The sequence below is a fragment of the Spirillospora sp. NPDC046719 genome, from assembly GCF_040645715.1.
Lineage (GTDB): Bacteria > Actinomycetota > Actinomycetes > Streptosporangiales > Streptosporangiaceae > Spirillospora.
Genome location: NZ_JBEYYT010000133.1, coordinates 1 through 22,422, shown reverse-complemented (window position 1 = coordinate 22,422; position 22,422 = coordinate 1). Strand labels below are relative to the sequence as shown.

At 67.9% G+C, this 22,422-nt stretch carries 7 protein-coding genes; 3 read left to right on the top strand and 4 right to left on the bottom strand.

The annotated features are described in order from the left end of the window. The coding region (locus ABZ914_RS22890; RefSeq protein WP_500195487.1) for an MFS transporter at nucleotides 1-897 on the bottom strand (897 nt) is incomplete at its 3' end. 68 nt (nucleotides 898-965) lie between these two features. Here ABZ914_RS22890 and ABZ914_RS22885 point away from each other — a divergent pair. Further along, on the top strand, nucleotides 966-2,162 hold the full coding sequence (locus ABZ914_RS22885) for an ROK family transcriptional regulator (RefSeq protein ID WP_500195485.1): 1,197 nt from the start codon (nucleotides 966-968) through the stop codon (nucleotides 2,160-2,162). Between the two features lie 311 nt (nucleotides 2,163-2,473). Here the strand turns inward: ABZ914_RS22885 and ABZ914_RS22880 are convergent, their stop codons facing one another. The 3 genes from ABZ914_RS22880 to ABZ914_RS22870 form a co-directional block, all read right to left on the bottom strand. Next, on the bottom strand, nucleotides 2,474-3,370 hold the full coding sequence (locus ABZ914_RS22880) for an alpha/beta hydrolase (RefSeq protein ID WP_500195484.1): 897 nt from the start codon (nucleotides 3,368-3,370) through the stop codon (nucleotides 2,474-2,476). Nucleotides 3,371-3,465: 95 nt separating this feature from the next. Then, a complete protein-coding gene (locus ABZ914_RS22875) occupies nucleotides 3,466-4,221 on the bottom strand; it encodes an ABC transporter permease (RefSeq protein WP_500195482.1) in 756 nt (251 codons plus the stop codon). A 19-nt stretch (nucleotides 4,222-4,240) separates the two neighbouring features. Then, entirely contained in the window at nucleotides 4,241-5,200 is a 960-nt protein-coding gene (locus ABZ914_RS22870; RefSeq protein ID WP_500195488.1) for an ABC transporter ATP-binding protein, read from the bottom strand. 808 nt (nucleotides 5,201-6,008) lie between these two features. On the opposite strand from ABZ914_RS22870, the gene ABZ914_RS22865 reads away from it, so the two are divergent. Together ABZ914_RS22865 and ABZ914_RS22860 are read left to right on the top strand one after the other, a co-directional pair. Further along, nucleotides 6,009-6,935 (top strand): AurF N-oxygenase family protein, encoded by a 927-nt coding sequence (locus tag ABZ914_RS22865; protein ID WP_500195481.1) that lies wholly within the window; start codon nucleotides 6,009-6,011, stop codon nucleotides 6,933-6,935. 91 nt (nucleotides 6,936-7,026) lie between these two features. Continuing rightward, the gene (locus ABZ914_RS22860; RefSeq protein ID WP_500195479.1) at nucleotides 7,027-21,108 is read left to right on the top strand and encodes an amino acid adenylation domain-containing protein; all 14,082 of its coding nucleotides are present in this window, start codon (nucleotides 7,027-7,029) and stop codon (nucleotides 21,106-21,108) included. Nucleotides 21,109-22,422: the final 1,314 nt, after the last annotated feature.

Sequence of the window (22,422 nt, the reverse complement as noted above, 5' to 3'; positions counted from 1 at the left end):
CGGCGCGGCCCACAGCCCGGCGCAAGCGGCCACGCCGAGCCCGGCCGCCGCCGGGACGCGCCGGTCCGGGCGGCCGCGCGCACGCCGGACGAGCGGCGCGGCGGCCGCCCGCGCGAGCGCCATGCCGAGGACGAACGCGGTGGAGAACATGGCGGCGGTGCCCGCGGACAGGCCCTTCACCGAGCCGAGGAAGTCGGCGGCCCAGAACACCATGCAGAACTCGGTGCCCACCGCGAGCACGAGGTCGAGCCACCGGCTGCGGAACGTGCGGGGCGCCCGGTCCGCCGCGGGAGGCACCGCCACGGCTGCCGGGGGCGCCACGGTCACCCGGGTGATCAGGAGGACGGCGGCCACGGCGAGCGGCGGCACCACGAACGCCGGCCGCCAACCCGGTCCGTGCGCGACGGCGGCGCCGATCGCCAGCGGCGCGAGGACGGAGGCGGTGCTCGCCACCGCGTTAGCCTCCCCGATCGGTACCGTTCCATCACCGCCATGCAAGGCGCGCAACGCGGCCGGGATCAGCTGGACGAGCCCCGCGCCGCCGAGCCCGAGGACCAGCGCGCCGAGCCCGGCGCCGAGCCGCCCACCGCCGGCGGCCATGATGGCGGCGCCGGCGACGAGCGCGGTCAGCGCGGCGGGCGGCGCGTACCGTCCGAGCCGTCCGGCGAGCCGGTGCCCGACCAGGCCGACGATGACGAGCCCGAGGGCGAACGCGGACGGGTAGAGCGCCACCTCGCCGCGAGGCAGCCCGCGCTCCTCACGGAGCTGCGGCAGGATCGCGCCGAGCGCGGTGAGCATGTACCCCAGGCACCCGAGCGCCGCGTAGAGGCCGAGCGTTCCGCGGGTCCGGCGAAGGGCGCCGACGGGGCCGGTCAGGGTCCGGATCTCGGAGGCCATGCTTCACCTCAGCTCCCGAGGATTATCCTCGTCACACGAGGATAATCCTGTCCGGCAAGGATGTCACCATGCGACCGAGCACCGCCGCCGCGCGGGCCGGCACCGCGCACTCGGCCCGCGCGCTGCGCAGCCAGGGAGCGCTCGCCGTCCTGCGCCACGTCCACGCGCACCCGTCGGCGACGCGCGCGGACACCGCCCGCGCACTGCACCTGAGCAGCGGCTCCGCCACCGAGATCACCGCCCGGCTCAAGGCCGCGCGCCTCATCGACGAGCGCGCCCCCGAGCGCACCGGCGGCCGGGGCCGGCCCTCCCCCGCACTCACCGCCCACCCGGAAGGCCCGCTGGTGTGCGTGGCCGACATCGGCCACGAGCACTGGCGGGTGGCGTGTGTGGAGCTCGGCGGCCGGATCGTGCACGAGGACGGCGGGCGGCATTCCGGCTCCCCGGACGTGCTGGACGTCCTCGCCGACCGGATCGAGACCGCCCGGGCCGCGTACGGGTCCCGGATCCGCGCGGTCTCGGCCTGCGTCGCCGGAACCGTCAGCGGCACGCGGGTGGTGCAGGCGTCCGGCATGGGATGGCGGGACGTCGACCTCGAACCGCTCAGGACGCCCGGGACGCTCCTGCTCGTGGGCAACGACGCCTCGCTGTCCGGGCTCGCCGAGGCCCGGCGCGGCGCGGGCGCCGGGACGCGGGTCGTGCTGCACCTGACCATCGAGGTGGGCGTCGGCGGCATCCTCGTCGTCGACGGCGGCCCGGTCGACGGCGCGACCGGCGCGGGCGGGGAGTTCGGTCACGTCCCGTTCGGCGACCCCGGCGTGGAGTGCCCGTGCGGCGCGCGCGGCTGCTGGGACATGGCGGTGGACGGGCGGGCGATGGCCCGCGCCCTGCATCGGCCACCACTCCCGGACCCGCGCACCGCGGCCGGGGAGATCATCGCGTCCGCGGTGTCCGACCCGGCTGCGGCGCACGCGGTGGCCGGCGCCGCGCGCGCCTTCGGACGAGGCGTCGCCGCGCTCGTCAACGCGCTCGACCCCGGCCTGGTCACGCTGTCCGGCCTGGCGGTCGACCTCCGCGCGGCCGCGCCCGAGGCGCTCGCCGAGGCGTACACCGCAGGGCTGATGCGCTACCGCCGGGCCGCGCCCCCGCCCGTCCTGCCCTCGGTGCTCGGCCCGTACGGCCCCCTCACCGGCGCCGCCGACGCCGCCTTCGACATGCTGCTCACCGAGGAGGGCTTGGACGCCTGGACGCGCCTGCCCGCCTGACGCCGCCCCGCGGCTGATGTCACCGGCGTGGTCGTACAGCCCGGCATCGATGAGGAGCACCTGACCGGCGTCGGCGACACAGCCTCTGAGCTGGGGTATGTGGGCGATACTGGGTTCGAGCCAGTGACCTCTTCGGTGTGGAGCAGCTCAGGTGAGTCGATCACAGCCCGAAGGCGTTGGCTGCCGAAAACGGCTCCCGTGGCTCCCTCTGCTGATGAACACTCGATGGAGCAGCCGCCATGGACGGCGGCGCCCACAACGCACGCATGACCGGCGGCGACTTCGCCTTGGCGCGGTGCGAGCGCAATCTCTTACCGGTTCAGTGAGCCGGACGGCGAAGCGGCCTGCCGTTCTTTCCTGTACAGGTGCACCAAGCCACGGGTCACGGCGCCCGGCCATACGGTCGCGTGCTGTTCGTCGGGGATGACCTCGCTGCGGACGTCGACTTCCGGGTGGTCGCGCAGCCGTTCGGTGAAGGCGGCGAGGTCGGCGACCATGTCGAGTCCGGACAGGGAGCGTCGCATCGCGGCGGGCATGACCGGCCAGCTCCGGTCCGGGCTGTCCTCCCGCTCGCCCACGGCGAGGTAGACGTCACCGGCATCGCGGGTGACGAAGGGAGCCCGCCGGTCATCGAGCAGCAGGTGGTCGTCCCACCACAGCGACGGGCTCACCGCCAGAAACCTGCGGAACCCTCTCGGACGGCGGACCAGCGCCCAGCAGGTGAACAGCCCGCCCAGGGAGAAGCCCGCGAGTCCCCGGTCGGCGGAGTCGAGCCCATGCGCCGGTTCGACGCGAGGGGCGATCACCTCGTTGATGAGGTCGAGCATCGCGTCGGCGCTTCCTGTTCCGTGAGGCGTCGCGCCCTGGTGGTACCCACGGGCCGCGCTGGTCGGCGTCAGGTCGCGCGCGCGTCGGGCGAACAGCCGGTCGCGGTCCTCGATGGCCGGAGAGATCCCGACGATGGCCACGGGACGCAGTTGCCCCAGAGAGAAGGCCAGCGTGTTCTGCGCGATCTGCGCCGTGGTCAGAAACGTCAGGAAGCCGTCGAGCAGATACAACACGGGAAACGGGCTGGAATCCACCCGTGGACCGGCTTGGGGAACGGCCACGGTGACATCCCACCGGTCGGTGGGCGAGTCATCGGTCACCAGCGTGTATCGCACCGCACCTGGTAGCTCCACCAGCCCGGTCGACCAGCGTACGGCCATGCAGCCACCTCAAGAACTCGTCACGAAGGCATCAGCCGGCGTCGGCGCGAGGAGCACGGACGGCGCATGCCTCATGGACCGGTCACCGGACACGTTCAAGCGAGCGAGACCTTGGTCTCGTCGTATCTGAATCGGACCAGGAAGACCGCGGTGAAGGCGGCGGCGAAAGCGGTGAGAACCGCGATCGGCAGCGCCACCGCGCTGATGCCGCCGCCGTTGAGCACCACCGACCGGAAGCCGCGCATCGCCCAGTATCCCGGGCTGGCCGGAGCGGCCGCCCGGATCCAGGCGGGAAGCAGCGTGACCGGTGCGAGCGCGCCGCCCAAGCCGCCCAGGACCAGTGCGCTGACGTTGCTGATCGCGTTGACCTGCTGGAACGTGCGGACAAGGGCGGTGAGCATCAAGCCGAGCGCGGTCAGGCAGCCTGCCAGGGCAACGATCACCAGCGCGAGCGCGACGAGCGAACCGCGGACCCTCATGTCGAAGAGCACCGACCCGAGGCCGAACAGCACCGCCTGCTGGGCGAGCGAAGTCGCCAGCACAGGCGCGAGCTTCCCCGCGACGATCTCGGCGGGGCGGGCGGGACTGGCCCTGAGCCGCTCCCAGGTGCCCCAGCCGTGTTCGCGGAAGAAGCCGAACGGGACGAACGAAACAAGAAAGAGTGCGAACAGTACCGTCATCCCGGGCACAGCCTCCTCGGCGCCGTTGGCGTCGGAGTGTCCTTGGCCGACCAGGACGAAGGCCCGCTCCGGTCGCACGAAGGCCATCAGGACGAGCGGCATCAGCACCAGGCTGATGATGGGCAGCGGGTCCCTGCGCAGGATCCGTAGCTCCTGTCGACATATGATCATGCTCCTTCGCGGGGACACCTCACGCCTCTTTCTCGGCGGTTCCGCGTGTGCCGTAACGCCGGCCCGTCAGCGACAGAAAGGCGGTCTCCAGGCTGGGACGGATCACATCGATCGAACGGAGGCGGTGCACCGCGCCGGGGTCCAGTGCGCTCAGCACCTGGCCGGCGGTGAAATCTCGATCCGGATCGGTGATCACCAGCCTGGAGCCGACGCGGTCGGCTTCCAGTGCTCCGAGCGAGGCCGGGTCCGGCGCAGGTCCGTCGAAGACCGCCTCGATGACCGTCGTGCCGTGGGCTTCGATGATCTTACTCGGCGGGTCGTTGGCGATGATATGGCCGCGGTCGAGGATGGCGACCGTGGAGTCGAGGGACTCGATCTCGTTGAGGTAGTGCGTGGAGTAGAGCACCGCGGCACCATCGGCGGCGGCCTGCCGAACCAGGTCGAGAATCCGCCGCCGCGTCTGCACGTCCGCGGCCGCCGTGGGTTCGTCGAGCAGCAGCAGCGGCGGGCGGTGCAGCAACGCCATCGCGGTGTGCAGCCTGCGCATCTCGCCTCCCGAGAGGCTGCGGCCCATCCGGTCGAGCAGCGGGACCAGCAGCAACTGCTCGGCCACCTCGTCGACCCGCGTGCTCAGCGCGCGGCGACGCAACCCGTGGAGTTCGCCCGCGAAGCGCAGGTTCTCGCGCACCGTGACGACCGGGACGATGCCCAGTTCCTGAGGGGCCAGGCCGAGGAACTCGCGAGCCTTCTCGGGCCGGTCCGCGACGTTCACTCCGCAGATGCGGACCGAGCCCTCGTCCGCGCGTCTGAGGCCCGCGATGATGGAGACCAGGGTGGTCTTTCCCGCCCCGTTGGGGCCGAGCAGCGAGATGATTTCGCCGGCCGAGACCGTGAGGTCGACACCACACAGTGCGGAGACCTCGCCATACGATTTATGCACATCGACGATCGTGATAACCGGCTGCTGTGGTGGCATCATCACCAGCCAATTCGAGAGTCTTTAGCGCTCACCGGATTCTCCGTGAAGCACCGATTTCTCGCCGCGGCCACAGTCTTGCATAGACTCCGGTGCCTGCCAAGGGCGCCCATGTCCATGAGGCCGGCCGGTTTTGTGCCCGAACCGAACTCCCCGCCGACTCCCCAGTGGCCATAGAGGGCTCGGCGACAGGTCGGCCTGGGAGAAGTAGCTCACGGAACTGCTGGAGGATACTGAGGTTATACATCGACGCTCACTGGAGGGATGGCCGATTCTGACAGTTCCATGCCGATGACATGAGGTGCGCCGACGACGATGGAGCGGGGCGCAGAGGTACATGGACGCGGGGATCCGCGAATGCCGGACTGGCCGCACACGGCCATGACGACCAGGCGGGCCGCGACTGGGCCCGTGCAGGGACCTGTGACGGCCGGCCCGGCTGGTCGTCTGACCCGTGGCCGCGTCGTCGTCGGCACCGGTGACGGACGGACAACGCCGGACTCCGCGGACCAGCGGTAGTGAACGTTTAGCGACCGGGCCGTGCTCTTGCGTCATAGTAGTGAAGTTGACCCTGGTAGCGAGCCGGAGTCGAGAACCTTGTCTTGACGGACCCTTGACAGTGATCAGGGGGGCATGTCTATCTTCGGAAAAGCGTGATCCTGAAGTCGAGGGAGCGGGCACGGATTCACTGCGCGTAGTTCTATCAATTCACCCCGTCTAGATCGCGCGCATTGGCGGTCGCTCATGGCCGTGGTCGTGGTCGTGCATCCCGATACGGCAGTCAAATCGAGTCGGACTCGAGGAGAAAGACGTGAGCGATGCCGTCGCGTCGTACGGCGATCTGCTGGATCGACTCAACCGAAGTTCGGCGAGAAAACAGTATCTGGCCTTCCGGGACATCGCCTGGGACCAGCCGGACATGGCGGTCGACGTGTCCCATCCAGGATGGGAGCTCACCCTCGAGGATCCACTCGGAGCGGACGAGTGGTACCTGCGACAGCGCGGCGAGACCCGCAGAAGGATCGGCCTCAGCAAGACCACTGACATGATCAAGATGGCGATCGAGTTCGAGAACGTCCTGCAGCGCGGTCTCCTGCAATACGCCGCGACGCTACCGAACAGGTCGTCCGAACTCACGTACCTGTACCACGAGGTCGCCGAGGAGACTCAGCACACGCTGATGTTCCAGGAGTTCATCAACCGGACGGGGATCGACCCCGAGGCATTCCCGGGCCGGCTGGACCGCGCGCGTCAGCGGTTCATCAAAGCCTCCCACTCGTTCCCGCACATCCTGTTCACCGAGGCGCTCGTCGGAGAGGAGATCTTCGACTACCTCCAGCGGCGCCGCCTCAAGGTCGAGCCGATCCCGCCGATCCTCAGGGTTCTGTTCAGGATCCACGTCGAGGAGGAGGCCAGGCACAAGTCGTTCGCCAAGGCCTGGCTGCGCACCAACATGACGGCGCTCTCGGATGCCGACCGGCGGCTGTTGGGGCGGTACCTCAACGTCCTCACAGGGGCGCTGGGCGCCCGCATCCTTCTGCCAGGAAACCGGTTGAAAGAAGAGTTCGGCATCCCTGAAGCCGTCATGCTCCGCGTCTCCCGGGCGCCGGTCCTCGAGGAGGTACTGTCACGCGGCCTGGCACAGGTCATCGTCTTCGGCCGCAAGCACGGCCTTCTCGCCGAGAGCGCGACGACCCTGCCCTCGATCCGCCGGAGCGACGCCGCGGAGCGCGCCTGAGGCGGTCGGATGGTCGGTCGAAGGCGGTGCACAGGTCGACGCGCGCAACGCGGTATCGCGTCGTCTCCACTCGAGGACGGGTTGATCGGTAATGGAACGTAAGAAGCGGCGTCTGCCATTGCTGGCGGCCCAGTCCGCGGTGTATTACGCCCAGCAACTGGATCCCGGCGACCCGATGTTCAACATCAGCGAGTACATCGAGATCCGCGGTCCGGTGGACGTCGAGCTGATAAGGATCGCCGTCCGGCGAGCGGCCATGGAGGCCGAGTCGTTCCATGCCCGCTTCGTCGAGGACGGCGACGGCGTCCACCAGATCATCGATGAGTCGCACGACTGGCAGGTGCCCTACCTCGACTTCACCACGGATCCGAATCCGGACCAGGCGGCCGGAGCATGGATGGCGGCCGACCAGCGCCGCCCCCTGAGCCTCACGAGCGGAGTCCCCTTCCGGACCGCGCTGCTCAAGGTGTCCGCCGACCGGTTCCTCCTCTACTTCACAGCACATCACATCGTCATCGACGGCTACAGCGCCGCGCTGTTCGTCGGCCGGGCCGCCGAGGTGTACACGGCCCTGAACGAGGGGATCGACCCGCCACCGGCCACCTTCGGCCCGATGAGCGAGCTTGTCGAGGAAGAGGCGGCCTACCTGGCGTCGGAGCAGTTCCAGCGCGATCGTGAGTTCTGGGCGTCCCGCGTGCGGGACGCGGCGGTCGCCCCCGCCTCACTGGCCGGCCGCGTGAGCGGCGAGGAGGGCGTGTCCAGTGGCTTCGCTCGCCACACCACCTACCTCTCGGACGCGGACATCGTGCGGCTTCGCGACGCCGCGCGCGAGGTCGGGACCGGCTGGCCCGCCCTGATGATCGCGGTGTTCGGAGCGTACGTCCACCGGATGACCTCCGAGAACGTCGTCGTCCTGGGGCTGCCGGTCACCGGCCGGAAGACACGCACCGCGCGGGCCACCCCGTCGATGATGGCCCACGTCCTGCCCCTGCGCCTCGAGATCACCGGCGACACGACGATCGCCGGCCTCACCCACCAGGTGTCGCGGGAGATCAAGCAGATCCTGCGGCACCAGCGTTACCGGGCCGAGTACATCCGCCGGGACCGCGACCTGCCCATCCAAGGCGGGCGGCTGTGGGGAAGCGAGATCAACATCCTGCCGTTCGACTACGGGTGCGAGTTCGGTGGCAACCCCACCTCCGCGCACGACCTCGTGACGGGCCCGATCAGCGAGGTGATGGCGGCGGTCCACTACGGCGCGGACCTCAAGGGCATGCGGATCGACTTCAACGCGAACCTGGCCGCCAGTACCGACCGGGAGCTGTCCGGCCACCTGCACCGCTTCCGGCATCTCCTGGAATCGGCGATCGCGGATCCCGATCTGCCGATCGGTGGAATCGACCTCATCGACGACGCCGAACGCCGGAAGATACTTCTGGACTGGAACGACACCGCGCACCCGGTACCGGCTGCCACGATCTCCGAACTGTTCGCGGAGCAGGTGTCCCGCACTCCCGCCGCGACGGCCGCGGTGTTCGAGGACGAGTTCGTCTCCTACGCCGAACTCGACCGCCGCGCCGACCGGCTCGCGCGGAGTCTGGCCGGCCGAGGTGTGGGCCCGGAGACCGTGGTCGCGGTGGCACTCCCCCGCTCGATCGACATGGTGGTCGCCCTGCTGGCGGTCCTGAAGGCCGGCGGCGCGTACCTACCGATCGACCCGGACGAACCCGCCGAAAGGCTCGCGTTCCTCTACGACGACGCTCGCCCGCTGCTCACCCTCACCACGGCGGACGCGCCCGACCAGCCGGGCGCCGTCCAGGTCACGCCCGCCATCCCTGCGAACCCCGCGTACGTCCTCTACACGTCGGGATCGACGGGGCGGCCGAAGGGCGTCGCGGTCGGGCACGCGGCGATCGTGAACCGGCTGCTGTGGATGCGGGACCACTACGGGGTGACCGCCGCGGACCGCGTCCTGCACAAGACCCCGCTCGGCTTCGACGTGTCGGTGTGGGAACTCTTCCTGCCGCTCATCAGCGGCGCCACGCTGGTCGTGGCGCGGCCCGATGGCCATCGGGACCCGGCCTACCTCGCACGACTGATCCACGACGCCCGGATCACCATGGTGCACTTCGTACCGTCCATGCTGCAGGAGTTCGTCCGGGAGCCGGCGGCGGAAGGCTGCACCGGCCTGCGCGAGGTCATCTGCAGCGGCGAGGCGTTGCCCGACCGCCTACGCGACCGGTACCACGCGGTACTCGGCGCCCGGCTGAACAACCTCTACGGCCCTACGGAGGCGGCGGTCGACGTCACGGCCGCGGCGTGCCCGCCAGGTGCCGGACCGGTCACCATCGGCCGTCCCGTGTGGAACACCCGGCTCTACGTCCTCGACACGCGGCTGGCACCGGTCCCGCCGGGCGTCGCCGGCGAACTGTACCTCGCCGGGGCGCAGCTGGCCCGCGGGTACGTCAACCGCGCCGGGTTGACGGCGGAACGATTCGTCGCCGACCCCTTCGGCCCGCCCGGCGGCCGGATGTACCGGACCGGCGACATCGTCCGATGGGACCTCGACGGCAGGGTGGAGTACCTCGGCCGGTCCGACCACCAGGTCAAGATCCGGGGACGGCGCATCGAGCCCGGCGAGATCGAGGCCGTGGTGGCCGATCACCCGGGCGTCGCACGGGCGGTGGTAACGGCTCGCGAGAGCGCCGCGGGCGGCCCGCGACTGGTGGCCCACGTCGTCCCGGACCGTGCCACGGCCCGGGTCGTGGCGAACCTGTCCCGGATGCGGCGCGAAGGCCGGCTCGACGGGCGGGAACTCCACGAACTGCCCAACGGCATGATGGTCTGCGCACGCAACCGGTCGAACACCGCCTTCCTGTACGAGGAGATCTTCGTCCGGAAGACGTACCTGCGGGCCGGCGTGACGCTGCCTGAGGACGGATGCGTGGTGGACGTCGGCGGCCATGTCGGCCTGTTCTCGCTGTTCGTGCACACGCAACGGCCGGACTGCCGGATCTACGCGTTCGAGCCGATCCCTGAGCTGGCCGAGATGTTCCGGATCAACGCCGAACTGCACGGCATCGACGCCGTCGTCACCGGCTGCGGCATCGGAGCCGAGGCGGGCACCGCCCGGTTCACCTACTACCCGGACATGTCACTGCTGTCCGGGCGATTCGCCGACGAGCGCGAGGAACGCCGCGTGCTGGAGCGGTTCCTGCGGAACGAGCGGGCCGGCGAACCGGACGACGTCCTGGCCGAACTGCTGACGGAGCGGCTGCGCGGAGAGGATGTCGAGGTCGGGCTGCGGACGCTCTCGCAGATGATCCGCGAGTACGGCATCACCCGGATCGACCTGCTCAAGATCGACGCGGAGAAGAGCGAACTGGACGTCCTGACGGGGATCGAACCCGCGCACTGGCCGATCATCCGCCAGGTCGTGGCCGAGATCCACGACATCGACGGGCGGCTCGACATCGTCGTCGGGCTGCTGGGCGACCACGGGTTCCAGACCACGGTGCAGGCCGCCCCCGACCTCGCCGGCACCGGCGTGCACTCCCTGTACGCCGTGCGCCGCGACGACCCCGTCCGCCCGGCGACCGGACCGGACGGAAGGGAGCGGCGGTGGTACGACCCCGGCAGGCTCGCCGACGACCTCCGCACGCACACCGAGACCCGCCTGCCGGACCACATGGTCCCGGCGGAGTTCGTGGTCGTCGACGAATTCCCGTTGACGCCGAACGGGAAGCTGGATCGGGCGGCGCTGCCGGAACCCGACTTCGCCGCGGCCGTGACCGACCGGCCCCCGCGGGATCCGCGCGAGGAGATCCTGTGCCGGCTGTTCGCCGAGGTGCTGGGGCTGGAGCGGATCGGCATCGACGACCATTTCTTCCGCCTGGGCGGTCATTCACTGCTGGCGACCCGCCTGATGGGCCGGATCCGTGCGGTTCTGGGCGCCGAGGTGACGATCCGGGATGTGTTCAAAGCTCCGACCGTCGCCGAACTGGCCGAGCTCCTCGACGGCGGTACGGGTCGCGCCAGGCCGGTCCCGAGCCCGCGACACCGCCCGGCGCGGGTGCCGCTGTCGTTCGCGCAGCGGCGCCTTTGGTTCCTGAACCGGCTGGAAGGGCCGAGCCCGGCCTACAACATTCCGCTCGCCCTGCGGCTGCGCGGGCCCCTCGACCGCACGGCCCTCGCCGGGGCGCTGGCCGATGTCGTGGAGCGGCACGAGATCCTCCGGACGGTCTTTCCCGAGCACGAGGGCGCCGCGTACCAGTCGGTGCTCGATGCCGAGCCCATCGTGCTCGACGTGGTGGACGCTTCAGAGGACCGCCTGCCCAGGATGGTGGCGGAGGTCGCTGATCGGGGCTTCGACCTCGTGACGGACCGCCCCCTCCGCGCCGAGCTGTTCGGTCTCGGACCGCACGACCACCTGCTGCTGCTGGTGGTACATCACATCGCCGGCGACGCGTGGTCGATGGCTCCGCTGGGACGCGATCTCGCTGCGGCCTACTCCGCACGCCGTCAAGGAACTCCGGCCGCCTGGCCGCCGGTTCCGATGCAGTACGCGGACTACACGTTGTGGCAGCGCGAGTTGCTGGGGGACGAAGCCGATCCCGAGAGTGTGATCAGTGCTCAGGCCGCCTATTGGCGTGAGGCGCTGGCCGGGCTGCCCGACGAGCTGGAACTGCCCGCTGACAGGCCGCGCCCGGCGGTGGCGACGTACCGTGGCGAGTCCATCGGGTTCACGCTCGACGGTGACGTGCATCGGTCCCTGATCACTTTGGCACGGGACAACCAGGTCACGCTGTTCATGGTGCTGCAGGCCGGGCTGGCCGCCTCGCTGACACGGCTGGGATGCGGAACGGACATCCCCATCGGCAGTCCGGTCGCGGGCCGGACCGACGAGGCGCTCGACGATCTGGTGGGCTTCTTCGTCAACACGCTGGTGCTGCGTAATGACACCTCCGGCGATCCCGGCTTCCGGGAGCTGCTGGAAAGGATTCGCGAGGTAGACCTGGCGGCTTATGCCCATCAGGACGTTCCGTTCGAGCACCTGGTCGAGATCATCAATCCGCCGCGGTCACTCAGCCGGCATCCCCTCTTCCAGGTCATGCTCGCCTTCGACAACACACCGAGGCCCGAACTCGCCCTCCGCGATATCGAGGTGGAGATACAGGCCACCGAGGCTGAGATCGCGAAATTCGACCTGTTGTTCAGCCTCTCTGAGCGGCCTGCCGTCGATGATCGGCCGGGCGGCCTGGAAGGGGTGGTGAATTACGCTGCTGATCTGTTCGATCGGGAGACGGCCGAGAGGATCGTTGCTTGCTTTGAGCGGTTGTTGCGTGCGGTTGCCGCTGACCCTGATGTGCCGATCGGGAGTGTGGACGTTCTCGGTGCGGAGGTGCGGCGGAGGGTTTTGGTGGAGTGGAACGATACTGAGCGTGAGGCGTCCGGGGCGGTTGTGCCGGAGTTGGTCGAGACCCAGGTCGAGCGGACGCCGGAGGCGGTCGCGGTGGCGTTCGACGGGGTGGAGGTCGGTTATGAGGAGTTGAACGCGCGGGCGAACCGGTTGGCGCGGTATCTGATCGATGAGGGTGTGGGACCGGAGCGGGTCGTTGCGGTGGCGCTTCCGCGTTCGGTGGAACTGGTGGTCGCTTTGCTGGCGGTGCTCAAGGCGGGCGGCGCTTATCTGCCGTTGGACCTGGAGTATCCGGAGGACCGGTTGGCGTTCATGGTGGATGACGCCCGGCCGGTGGTGCGGTTGACGGCGTTGCCCGCGGAGGCAGAACTGGCGGGCCGTTCGGCGGAGAACGTGACCGATGCCGATCGGATCGCACCGCTGCTGCCCTCCCATCCCGCGTACGTGATCTACACCTCGGGGTCGACCGGACGCCCTAAAGGTGTGGTCGTGGCCCAGGAGAGCGTGGCCGCCTTGTGTGCCTGGGCTGCAGGGAGGTTCGGCCCGAATGGATTGGCGCATGTGGTGGCCTCGACCTCGCTGAATTTCGATGTTTCCGTGTTCGAAATCTTTTGTCCGCTGGTGGTGGGCGGTCGCGTCGAGGTCGTTCGTGACGTCCTTGCGGTGGCCGATGGTGTGGCCGGGCCGGTCGGTGTGGTGAGTGCCGTGCCTTCGGCGCTGAGTGAGATCTTGAGGTCGGGTCGTCCGGCGGTTACGCCGCGGAATGTCGTGCTGGCAGGTGAGGCACTGTCGGCGCAGGTGGTGCGGCAGGTCCGCGATGTCTGGCCGGAGACACGGATCGCGAACATCTACGGCCCGACCGAGACGACGGTGTACGCGGCGGCATGGCACGCCGACCATCTTTCAGCCGGTCAGGCGCCTCCGATCGGGCGGCCGATCTGGAACACCAGGCTGTTCGTGCTCGATGCGGGGCTGTCTCCGGTTGCGCCGGGCGTTGTTGGTGAGCTGTACATCGCGGGGACCGGGGTGGCCCGAGGCTATCTGAACCGTCCGGGGTTGACTGCGGAGCGGTTCGTGGCCTGCCCCTTCGGCCGTCCGGGCGAGCGCATGTACCGCACCGGGGACCTGGCCCGGTGGCGTTCGGACGGGCAGCTGGAGTTCGTGGGCCGCGCCGACGACCAGGTGAAGGTTCGCGGTTTCCGTATCGAGTTGGGTGAGATCGAGGCGGTGTTGGCGCGACAGCCAGGAGTGGCACGCGCCGTGGCGGCGGTTCGCGAAGACCGACCGGGGGACCTGCAGTTGGTCGGGTACATGGTGGCCGACCCGGACATCGGCTGCGATCCGGCCCAGTTGCCTCGCGCCATCGCACGCTCCCTGCCCGCCCACATGGTGCCGGCCACCATCATGGCGATGGAGACGTTCCCCCTCACCCCGAACGGCAAGCTCGACCGCAACGCACTCCCGGCACCCGACTTCTCCGAAAAGATCACCGGCCGGACACCACGAACCACCCAAGAGCACGCCCTGTGCCGAGTCTTCGCCGAAATCCTCGGCCTAGAACGGGTCGGCATCGACGACAGCTTCTTCGACCTAGGCGGCCACTCACTGTCGGCAACCCGGCTGGTCAGCCGAATCCGCACAGTCCTCGGCGTCGAGGTGACAATCCGAGACCTGTTCGAAGCCCCGACCGTAGCGGGGTTGGCCGAGGCGCTGGAGCGGGCGGAGCGGGCGCGCCCGGCGCTGGGGCCGCGGCGCCGTCCGGAGCGGGTGCCGCTGTCTTTCGCGCAGCGGCGCCTGTGGTTCCTCAACCGGCTGGAAGGCCCCAGCCCGACCTACAACATGCCGATCCCGCTTCGGCTGAGCGGTGTTCTGGATATGCAGGCACTGCAGGACGCGCTGGACGACGTCGTGGCCCGGCACGAGTCGTTGCGCACGTCGTTCCCAGAGAAAATGGGCGAGCCGTACCAGCGAGTTCTTGACCCTGCGGACGCGCGGGTGCCGCTGACCGTGGCCGAGATGGAGGCCGAACAGGTACTGTCCGCGCTCACAGCGGACGCGGCCCAGGGCTTCGAGTTGAGCGATGGGCTTCCGTTGAGGGCGCACGTCTACCGGCTTTCGGAACACGAGTATGTGTTGTTGCTGGTGGTGCATCACATCGCCGGGGACGGATGGTCGCTGGTTCCGTTGGCTCGGGATGTGGCGGCGGCGTACGCGGCAAGGTCGGCAGGACGGAAACCGGAATGGTCACCGACACCCGTCCAGTACGCGGACTACACGTTGTGGCAACGGGAGTTGCTGGGTGACCAGGACAATTCCGAGAGTGTGATCAGTGCCCAGACCGCTTACTGGCGCGAAACGCTGGCCGGGCTGCCCGACCAACTGGAACTACCCGCCGACAGACCTCGCCCGACGGTGGCGACCTACCGAGGGGAAACGGTCGACTTCCCCGTTGACGCCGACCTGTATCAGGCGCTGATCAGTCTGGCACGGGACACCCAGGTCACGCTGTTCATGGTGCTGCAAGCCGGGCTGGCCGCCTCGCTCACGCGACTGGGCTGCGGAACCGACATCCCCATCGGCAGCCCGATCGCCGGCCGGACCGACGAGGCCCTCGACGATCTGGTGGGCCTCTTCGTCAACACCCTGGTACTCCGCAACGACACCTCCGGCAACCCCACCTTCCGGGAACTGTTGGAAAGAGTTCGTGAGGTGGATCTGGCGGCTTACGCTCACCAGGATCTCCCCTTCGAGCACCTGGTCGAGATCATCAATCCGCCACGGTCACTGGGCCGGCATCCCCTCTTCCAGGTCATGCTCGCCACCGACAACACACCAAAACCCCTGATCGACCTACCCGGCATCGACACGCAACCTTACGACCTGGAAATCAACACAGCCAAATTCGACCTGCTGTTCAGCCTTTCCGAACGGCCTGCCACCGACGACACTCCCGGCGGCCTGGAAGGGACCGTCAATTACGCAACCGACCTGTTCGACCGAGAGACGGCCCAGCAGATCGTCGCTTGTTTCGAACGGCTCCTACGCGCGGTCACCACCGACCCCGACCTACCGATCGGCAGCGTGGATGTTCTCGGCCCCGAAACACGCCGAAAGATCCTGACCGAATGGAACGACACCGAGCACGAGGTCACCAACGCGACCCTGCCCGAGTTGTTCGAAGCACAGGTACAACGAACACCAGACGCCACCGCCGTGATCTTCGAAGGCACGCAGGTCAGCTATCGAGAGCTGAACGCGCAGGCAAATCAGCTGGCACGGTATCTGATCGATCAAGGCGTGGCACCCGAGCAGGTCGTTGCGATAGCGCTTCCACGCTCGGTGGAACTCGTGGTCGCCCTGCTCGCAGTGCTCAAGGCAGGCGGCGCCTACCTCCCCATGGACCTGACCTACCCGGAGGAGCGGCTGGCGTTCATGATGGATGACGCCCGGCCGGTGGTGCGGTTGACGGCGTTGCCCGCGGAGGCAGAACTGGCGAGCCGATCAGCGGACAACCTGACCGACGCTGATCGGATCGCACCGCTGCTGCCCTCCCATCCCGCATACGTGATCTACACCTCGGGATCGACCGGACGCCCCAAAGGCGTGGTGGTGGCTCACGGCAGTGTGGCCGCTTTGTGCGGCTGGGCGGCCGGGATGTTCGGCCCGAACGGGCTGGCGCATGTGGTGGCCTCGACCTCACTGAATTTCGATGTGTCCGTGTTCGAGATCTTCTGCCCGCTGATAGTGGGCGGTCGCGTCGAGGTCGTGCATGACGTCCTCGCGGTGGCCGATCGTGGAGCCGGGCCGGTGAGCCTGGTGAGCGCCGTGCCTTCGGCCTTGAGTGAGATCTTGAGGTCAGGACGTCCGGCGGCCTCGCCGCAGGAGGTCGTACTGGCGGGCGAGGCGCTGTCCGCGCAGGTGGTGCAGCAGGTCCGCGACGTCTGGCCGCAGACACGGATCGCCAATATCTACGGGCCGACCGAGGCGACGGTGTATGCCGCGGCATGGCATGCCGACCATCCCGGAGCCGATCGTGATGGCGACGGTGATCAGGCGCCTCCGATCGGGCGGCCGATCTGGAACACCAGGCTGTTCGTGCTCGATGCGGGGTTGTCTCCGGTCGCGCCGGGCGTTGTCGGTGAGCTGTACATCGCGGGGACCGGATTGGCCCGAGGCTATCTGAACCGTCCGGGGCTGACTGCGGAGCGGTTTGTAGCCTGTCCGTTCGGTTCTCCGGGCGAGCGCATGTATCGAACCGGGGACTTGGCTCGCTGGCGTTCGGACGGACACCTGGAATTCGTGGGTCGAGCCGACGACCAGGTGAAGATCCGCGGATTTCGCATCGAATTGGGTGAGATCGAGGCGGTGTTGGCGCGGCAGCCAGGAGTGGCGCGCGCCATGGTGGCCGCTCGTGAGGATCACCCGGGCGACCGGCAACTGATCGGCTACGTGGTGCCCGATCCGAGCATCGGCTGTGACGCGGGGTGGTTGCGCCACGCTATCGCCCAGTCACTACCCGGCCACATGGTGCCGGCCGCGGTGGTGGTGCTGGAGTCGTTTCCGTTGACGCCGAATGGCAAGCTCGATCGCAGAGCTCTCCCGGCACCCGATTTCTCCGAAGCGACCACGGACCGGGCGCCGCGAACCACCCAAGAGCAGGTCCTGTGCCGGATGTTCGCCGAAATCCTCGGCCTGGAGCGGGTCGGCATCGATGACGGCTTCTTCGACCTGGGCGGCCATTCGTTGCTGGCGACCCGGCTGGTCAGCCGGATCCGTACGGTCCTGGGCGTCGAGGTGACGATCCGGGACCTGTTCGAGACCCCAACCGTGGCGGGGTTGGCTGCGCTACTCGAGCGTGCAGGGCGAGCGCGACTCCCATTGGGGCCGCGGCGCCGTCCGGAGCGGGTGCCGCTGTCTTTCGCGCAGCGGCGCCTGTGGTTCCTCAACCGGCTGGAAGGCCCCAGTCCGACCTACAACATCCCGGTCGCCATACGGTTGCGTGGTCCACTTGACCGGACGGCTCTTGCGGCGGCTCTGCGCGATGTCGTGGATCGGCACGAAAGCCTGCGCACCGTGTTTCCGGAACATGAGGGGACTCCGTATCAGGTGGTGCTCGACGCGGAGCGCCCACTGCTGAATGTGTTAGAGGTCAGTGAGTACGACGTTGCCGGAGCAGTGATGGAAGCCGCCGGTCGAGGTTTCGACCTAGCGGTCGACCGGCCACTCCTGGCCGAGCTGTTCCGTCTCGGCCCGCACGAACATGTGTTGTTGCTGGTGGTGCATCACATCGCCGGAGACGGATGGTCGCTGGTTCCGTTGGCTCGGGATGTGGCGGCGGCGTACGCGGCGAGGTCGGCAGGTCGGACACCGGAATGGTCACCGACTCCCGTCCAGTACGCGGACTACACGTTGTGGCAAGGGGAGTTGCTGGGCGACGAAGCCGATCCCGAAAGTGTGATCAGTGGCCAGACCGCTTACTGGCGCGAAACGCTGGCCGGGCTACCCGACCAACTCGAACTACCTGCCGACAGACCTCGCCCGACGGTAGCGACCTACCGAGGGGACTCGGTCGACTTCCCCGTTGACGCCGACCTGTATCAGGCGCTGATCAGTCTGGCACAGGACACCCAGGTCACGCTGTTCATGGTGCTGCAAGCCGGGCTGGCCGCCTCGCTCACACGGCTGGGCTGCGGAACCGACATCCCCATCGGCAGCCCGATCGCCGGCCGGACCGACGAGGCCCTCGACGATCTGGTGGGCCTCTTCGTCAACACCCTGGTACTCCGCAACGACACCTCCGGCAACCCCACCTTCCGAGAACTCCTGGAAAGAGTTCGTGAGGTGGATCTGGCGGCTTACGCTCACCAGGATCTCCCCTTCGAGCACCTGGTCGAGATCATCAATCCGCCACGGTCACTGGGCCGGCATCCCCTCTTCCAGGTCATGCTCGCCACCGACAACACACCAAAACCCCTGATCGACCTACCCGGCATCGACACGCAACCTTACGACCTGGAAATCAACACAGCCAAATTCGACCTATTGTTCAGCCTCTCTGAACGGCCTGCCACCGACGACACTCCCGGCGGCCTGGAAGGGACCGTCAATTACGCAACCGATCTGTTCGATCGAGAGACGGTCCAGCAGATCGTCGCTTGCTTCGAACGGTTCCTACGCGCGGTCACCAACGACCCCGACCTACCGATCGCCAGCGTGGATGTTCTTGGCCCCGAAACACGCCGGAAGATCCTGACCGAATGGAACGACACCGAGCACGAGGTCACCAACGCGACCCTGCCCGAGTTGTTCGAAGCGCAAGTGCAGCGAACACCAGACGCCACCGCGGTGATCTTCGAAAGCACGCAGATCAGCTATCGAGAACTGAACGCGCAGGCGAACCGGCTAGCACGGTATCTGATCGATAAGGGCGTGGCACCGGAGCGGGTCGTTGCGGTGGCGCTTCCGCGTTCGGTGGAACTGGTGGTCGCTTTGCTGGCGGTGCTCAAGGCGGGCGGCGCTTATCTGCCGTTGGACCTGGAGTATCCGGAGGACCGGTTGGCATTCATGGTCGATGACGCCCGCCCCGTAGCGCGGCTGACGGCATTGCCGACGGAGACCGAACTGGCGAGCCGATCAGCGGAGAACGTGACCGACGCTGATCGGATCGCACCGCTGCTGCCCTCCCATCCCGCGTACGTGATCTACACCTCGGGGTCGACCGGACGCCCCAAAGGTGTGGTCAGTTCTCACAGCGGGCTTCAGAATCGGGTGCAGTGGATGCAGAGCCGCTACTCCCTTCGAGAAGACGATCGGGTGCTGCAGAAGACGCCGACCAGCTTCGACGTATCGGTGTGGGAATTCTTCTGGCCGTTGCAGGTCGGAGCAGTATTGGTGCTGGCCAGACCGAAGAGCCATAACGACCCGGCCTATCTCGCCCACCTGGTCCGCTCGGAAGGCATTACCACGGCACATTTCGTCCCGTCCATGCTGGCTGCGGCACTGGATGAGCCGTCCATGCGAGACTGCCCAAGCCTGCGGCGAGTGCTCTGCAGTGGCGAAGCCTTATCGTCCGAGCATGCTCAGAAGTTTTACGAGATCTTCGACGCCGAACTGCATAACCTGTACGGGCCGACCGAAGCTTCGATCGATGTCTGCGAGGCAGAGATCACGCGGGAGACCGTGGGGACGAACATCCCTATCGGGCGGCCGATCTGGAACACCAGGCTGTTCGTGCTCGATGCGGGGCTGTCTCCGGTTGCGCCGGGCGTTGTCGGTGAGCTGTACATCGCCGGGAAAGGGTTGGCCCGGGGGTACCTCAATCGTCCGGGGTTGACTGCGGAGCGGTTCGTGGCCTGCCCCTTCGGCCGTCCGGGCGAGCGCATGTATCGAACCGGGGACCTGGCCCGGTGGCGTTCGGACGGGCAGCTGGAGTTCGTGGGCCGGGCCGACGACCAGGTGAAGGTTCGTGGTTTCCGTATCGAGTTGGGTGAAATCGAGGCGGTGTTGGCGCGGCAGCCAGGAGTGGCACGCGCCGTGGCGGCGGTTCGTGAAGACCGTCCAGGTGACCTGCAGTTGGTCGGGTACGTGGTGGCCGACCCGGACATCGGCTGCGATCCGGTCCATTTGCGTCGCGCCATCGCACGCTCCCTGCCCGCCCACATGGTGCCGGCCACCATCGTGGCGGTGAGGACGTTCCCGCTGACGCCGAACGGCAAGCTCGACCGCAACGCACTCCCGGCACCCGACTTCTCCGAGAAGATCACCGGCCGGACACCACGAACCACCCAAGAGCACGCCCTGTGCCGAGTCTTCGCCGAAATCCTCGGTCTAGAACGGGTCGGCATCGACGACAGCTTCTTCGACCTAGGCGGCCACTCACTGTCGGCAACCCGGCTGGTCAGCCGAATCCGCACAGTCCTCGGCGTCGAGGTGACAATCCGAGACCTGTTCGAAGCCCCGACCGTAGCGGAACTGGCCGCAGGGATCGATGCTGGGACGAACGGGGATCCGCTAGCGATCCTGCTGCCGATTCGCCCGAAGGGCGACCGGCCTCCGCTGTTCTGCATACATCCCGCGGGAGGAATCAGCTGGACCTATTCGGGTCTCATCGAGCACCTCGATGAGGACGTTCCGATTTACGGCCTGCAGGCGCGCGGTCTGAAGGACTCGGAGCCCCCCGCCGGCAGCCTCCACGAGATGGCCTCCGAGTATGTCCACCACATTCGCTCGGTCTGGCCGTCCGGGCCGTACCGCCTGCTCGGCTGGTCGTTCGGAGGAGTGATGGCCCACCTCGTGGCCACCACGATGCAGGCCCAAGGGGCCGAGGTCGAAACCGTCGTTATCCTCGACAGCTATCCGAGTCTCCCGGAGTTGAACACAGACCCTGTCGGACACGAAGCACTGGACGTGCTGGCGGACGTCCTCCGGGATAACCCCGAACTGGGTGCGAGCGAGCTCCTGAACACTTCAGGAAAAGGCGTAAGCGACATTGACCGTGACATCGTCGACGCGTTCACCAGGGCATTCGTACATAACCAGCGACTGCAACGCGAGTTCGCACCCAGCGTGTTCCGGGGAACGCTCGTCTTCTTCGGCTCCAGGCACAGCAGGGAGGAGCGGGGATGGTCCCCGAACTCCTGGGAACCCTACGTCGACGGCGAAATCCACAGCTTCGAGCTTGACTGCCATCACAACCACATGACGAGCCCCCGCTCGCTGAAGCAGGTTGGTGAGGTTCTCCAACGGAGGCTTTAGCGGCCTCGTCTCGACGAGGAAGCATCCGCATGCCGTGACCGCATACCCAAGCCGAGCCGGCTTGCCGCGAACTCCTCGTGCCCTCAGGCTGGGTTGTCCCGCGCCATCCGCACTATCCAAGTTCGTGCCACCCGAGCCACGGCGAGGGCGCCCGATGTGTGGTGAACTCCAGAGGGCGGACCGAGTCGACTCCGGTGCGGTGATCAGTTGCCCGGCCTTGGCGGGCGGGTGAGGCCCAGAAGGCGGCCGCTTTCATCAGGCCGCGGTGGTAACACCACGTGACAGGTGTAGCACTCCATAGTCGTCCAGTCGGTCCAACCGACACTACAGGCCTTCAAGAAGAATCTGGACGCGCCACTCGACCGGAGATTGCCCCCCTACCCAAACAGGAGTACTCGTTGAACGGCTTGCGCTCTTGCATGGAGAGCCGACAAGCCGCCTTCTTTACATTGAGGTTTTGGAACCCACCTTCGAGACGGCGATCGCCCCGTGAGATGAAGAGACGGAGCATCGGTCTTCTAAACCGACGGTCGCGGGTTTGAATCCTGCCGGGCGCGCCACCCCTTACCTGCATAAACGCGCGCTTACAAACCGAACCTACGCCCGATATGCCCGAGTGTTAGCTCGATGTTCGCTCGGATGTCGCGCATCTGTCGCCAGCACCAGCCGCCGGGACGACCAGGCCGTCTCACCATCTCCCTCTAAACAGCGCCCTTCCTGAGCCATCCCGGACCTGACGCGACGATTCCGCTACGCACTGGTCCGCATCGGAGGCCGGGAGCGGCTCGCAAACTGGAGCCCAGAGCCCACGGGGCCAATGCGCCGTCGGCCTCTTCTCAGCGAGGGTGGCCTGCAGGCACTGCTGCGGCACACGGGGCGGGCGCCCCCGCCTTGGTGGTCCTCCAGAGAACACGGAAGCGGCTCACTCTCTCGTCTCCTTCTCTCAACGGGCGGCCGCCTTGCTCAGGATCTCCCGCTCTGGCCTCGGCGCGGCGAACTCCACGCCCTGTCGCATCAGCCCGACACCGTTGACCTCACCGAGGGGGGAGACCCGCGGGTCGGCTCCCCGGCTTAGGAGATTTCGCTATCGATCCGCCTCGAAGGACGCGAGCTCAGCCGGGCTGGGGAAGGCTCAACGGCGCAGGCCGGAGCCGGCGAGGTAGTCGCACGCCAAGATGGTGAGCAGAGCGCGGCCGAGTTCTTCGAGTCCTTGATAGGCGGGGTGTTTGGGGCTGCCGTGGGTGAAGCACCGCAGCACCTGCTAGACCTCCGCAGTGTCGAGCCGCTCAGCGAAGCCACCGCGGCTGCCCCCGG

What these genes read in the sequence shown, in the direction of transcription:
- ABZ914_RS22880 (WP_500195484.1), bottom strand. Translation starts at nt 3,370, where the DNA reads ATGGCCGTACGCTGGTCGACCGGGCTGGTGGAGCTACCAGGTGCGGTG.
- ABZ914_RS22885 (WP_500195485.1), top strand. Translation starts at nt 966, where the DNA reads ATGCGACCGAGCACCGCCGCCGCGCGGGCCGGCACCGCGCACTCGGCC.
- ABZ914_RS22870 (WP_500195488.1), bottom strand. Translation starts at nt 5,200, where the DNA reads ATGATGCCACCACAGCAGCCGGTTATCACGATCGTCGATGTGCATAAA.
- ABZ914_RS22875 (WP_500195482.1), bottom strand. Translation starts at nt 4,221, where the DNA reads ATGATCATATGTCGACAGGAGCTACGGATCCTGCGCAGGGACCCGCTG.
- ABZ914_RS22860 (WP_500195479.1), top strand. Translation starts at nt 7,027, where the DNA reads ATGGAACGTAAGAAGCGGCGTCTGCCATTGCTGGCGGCCCAGTCCGCG.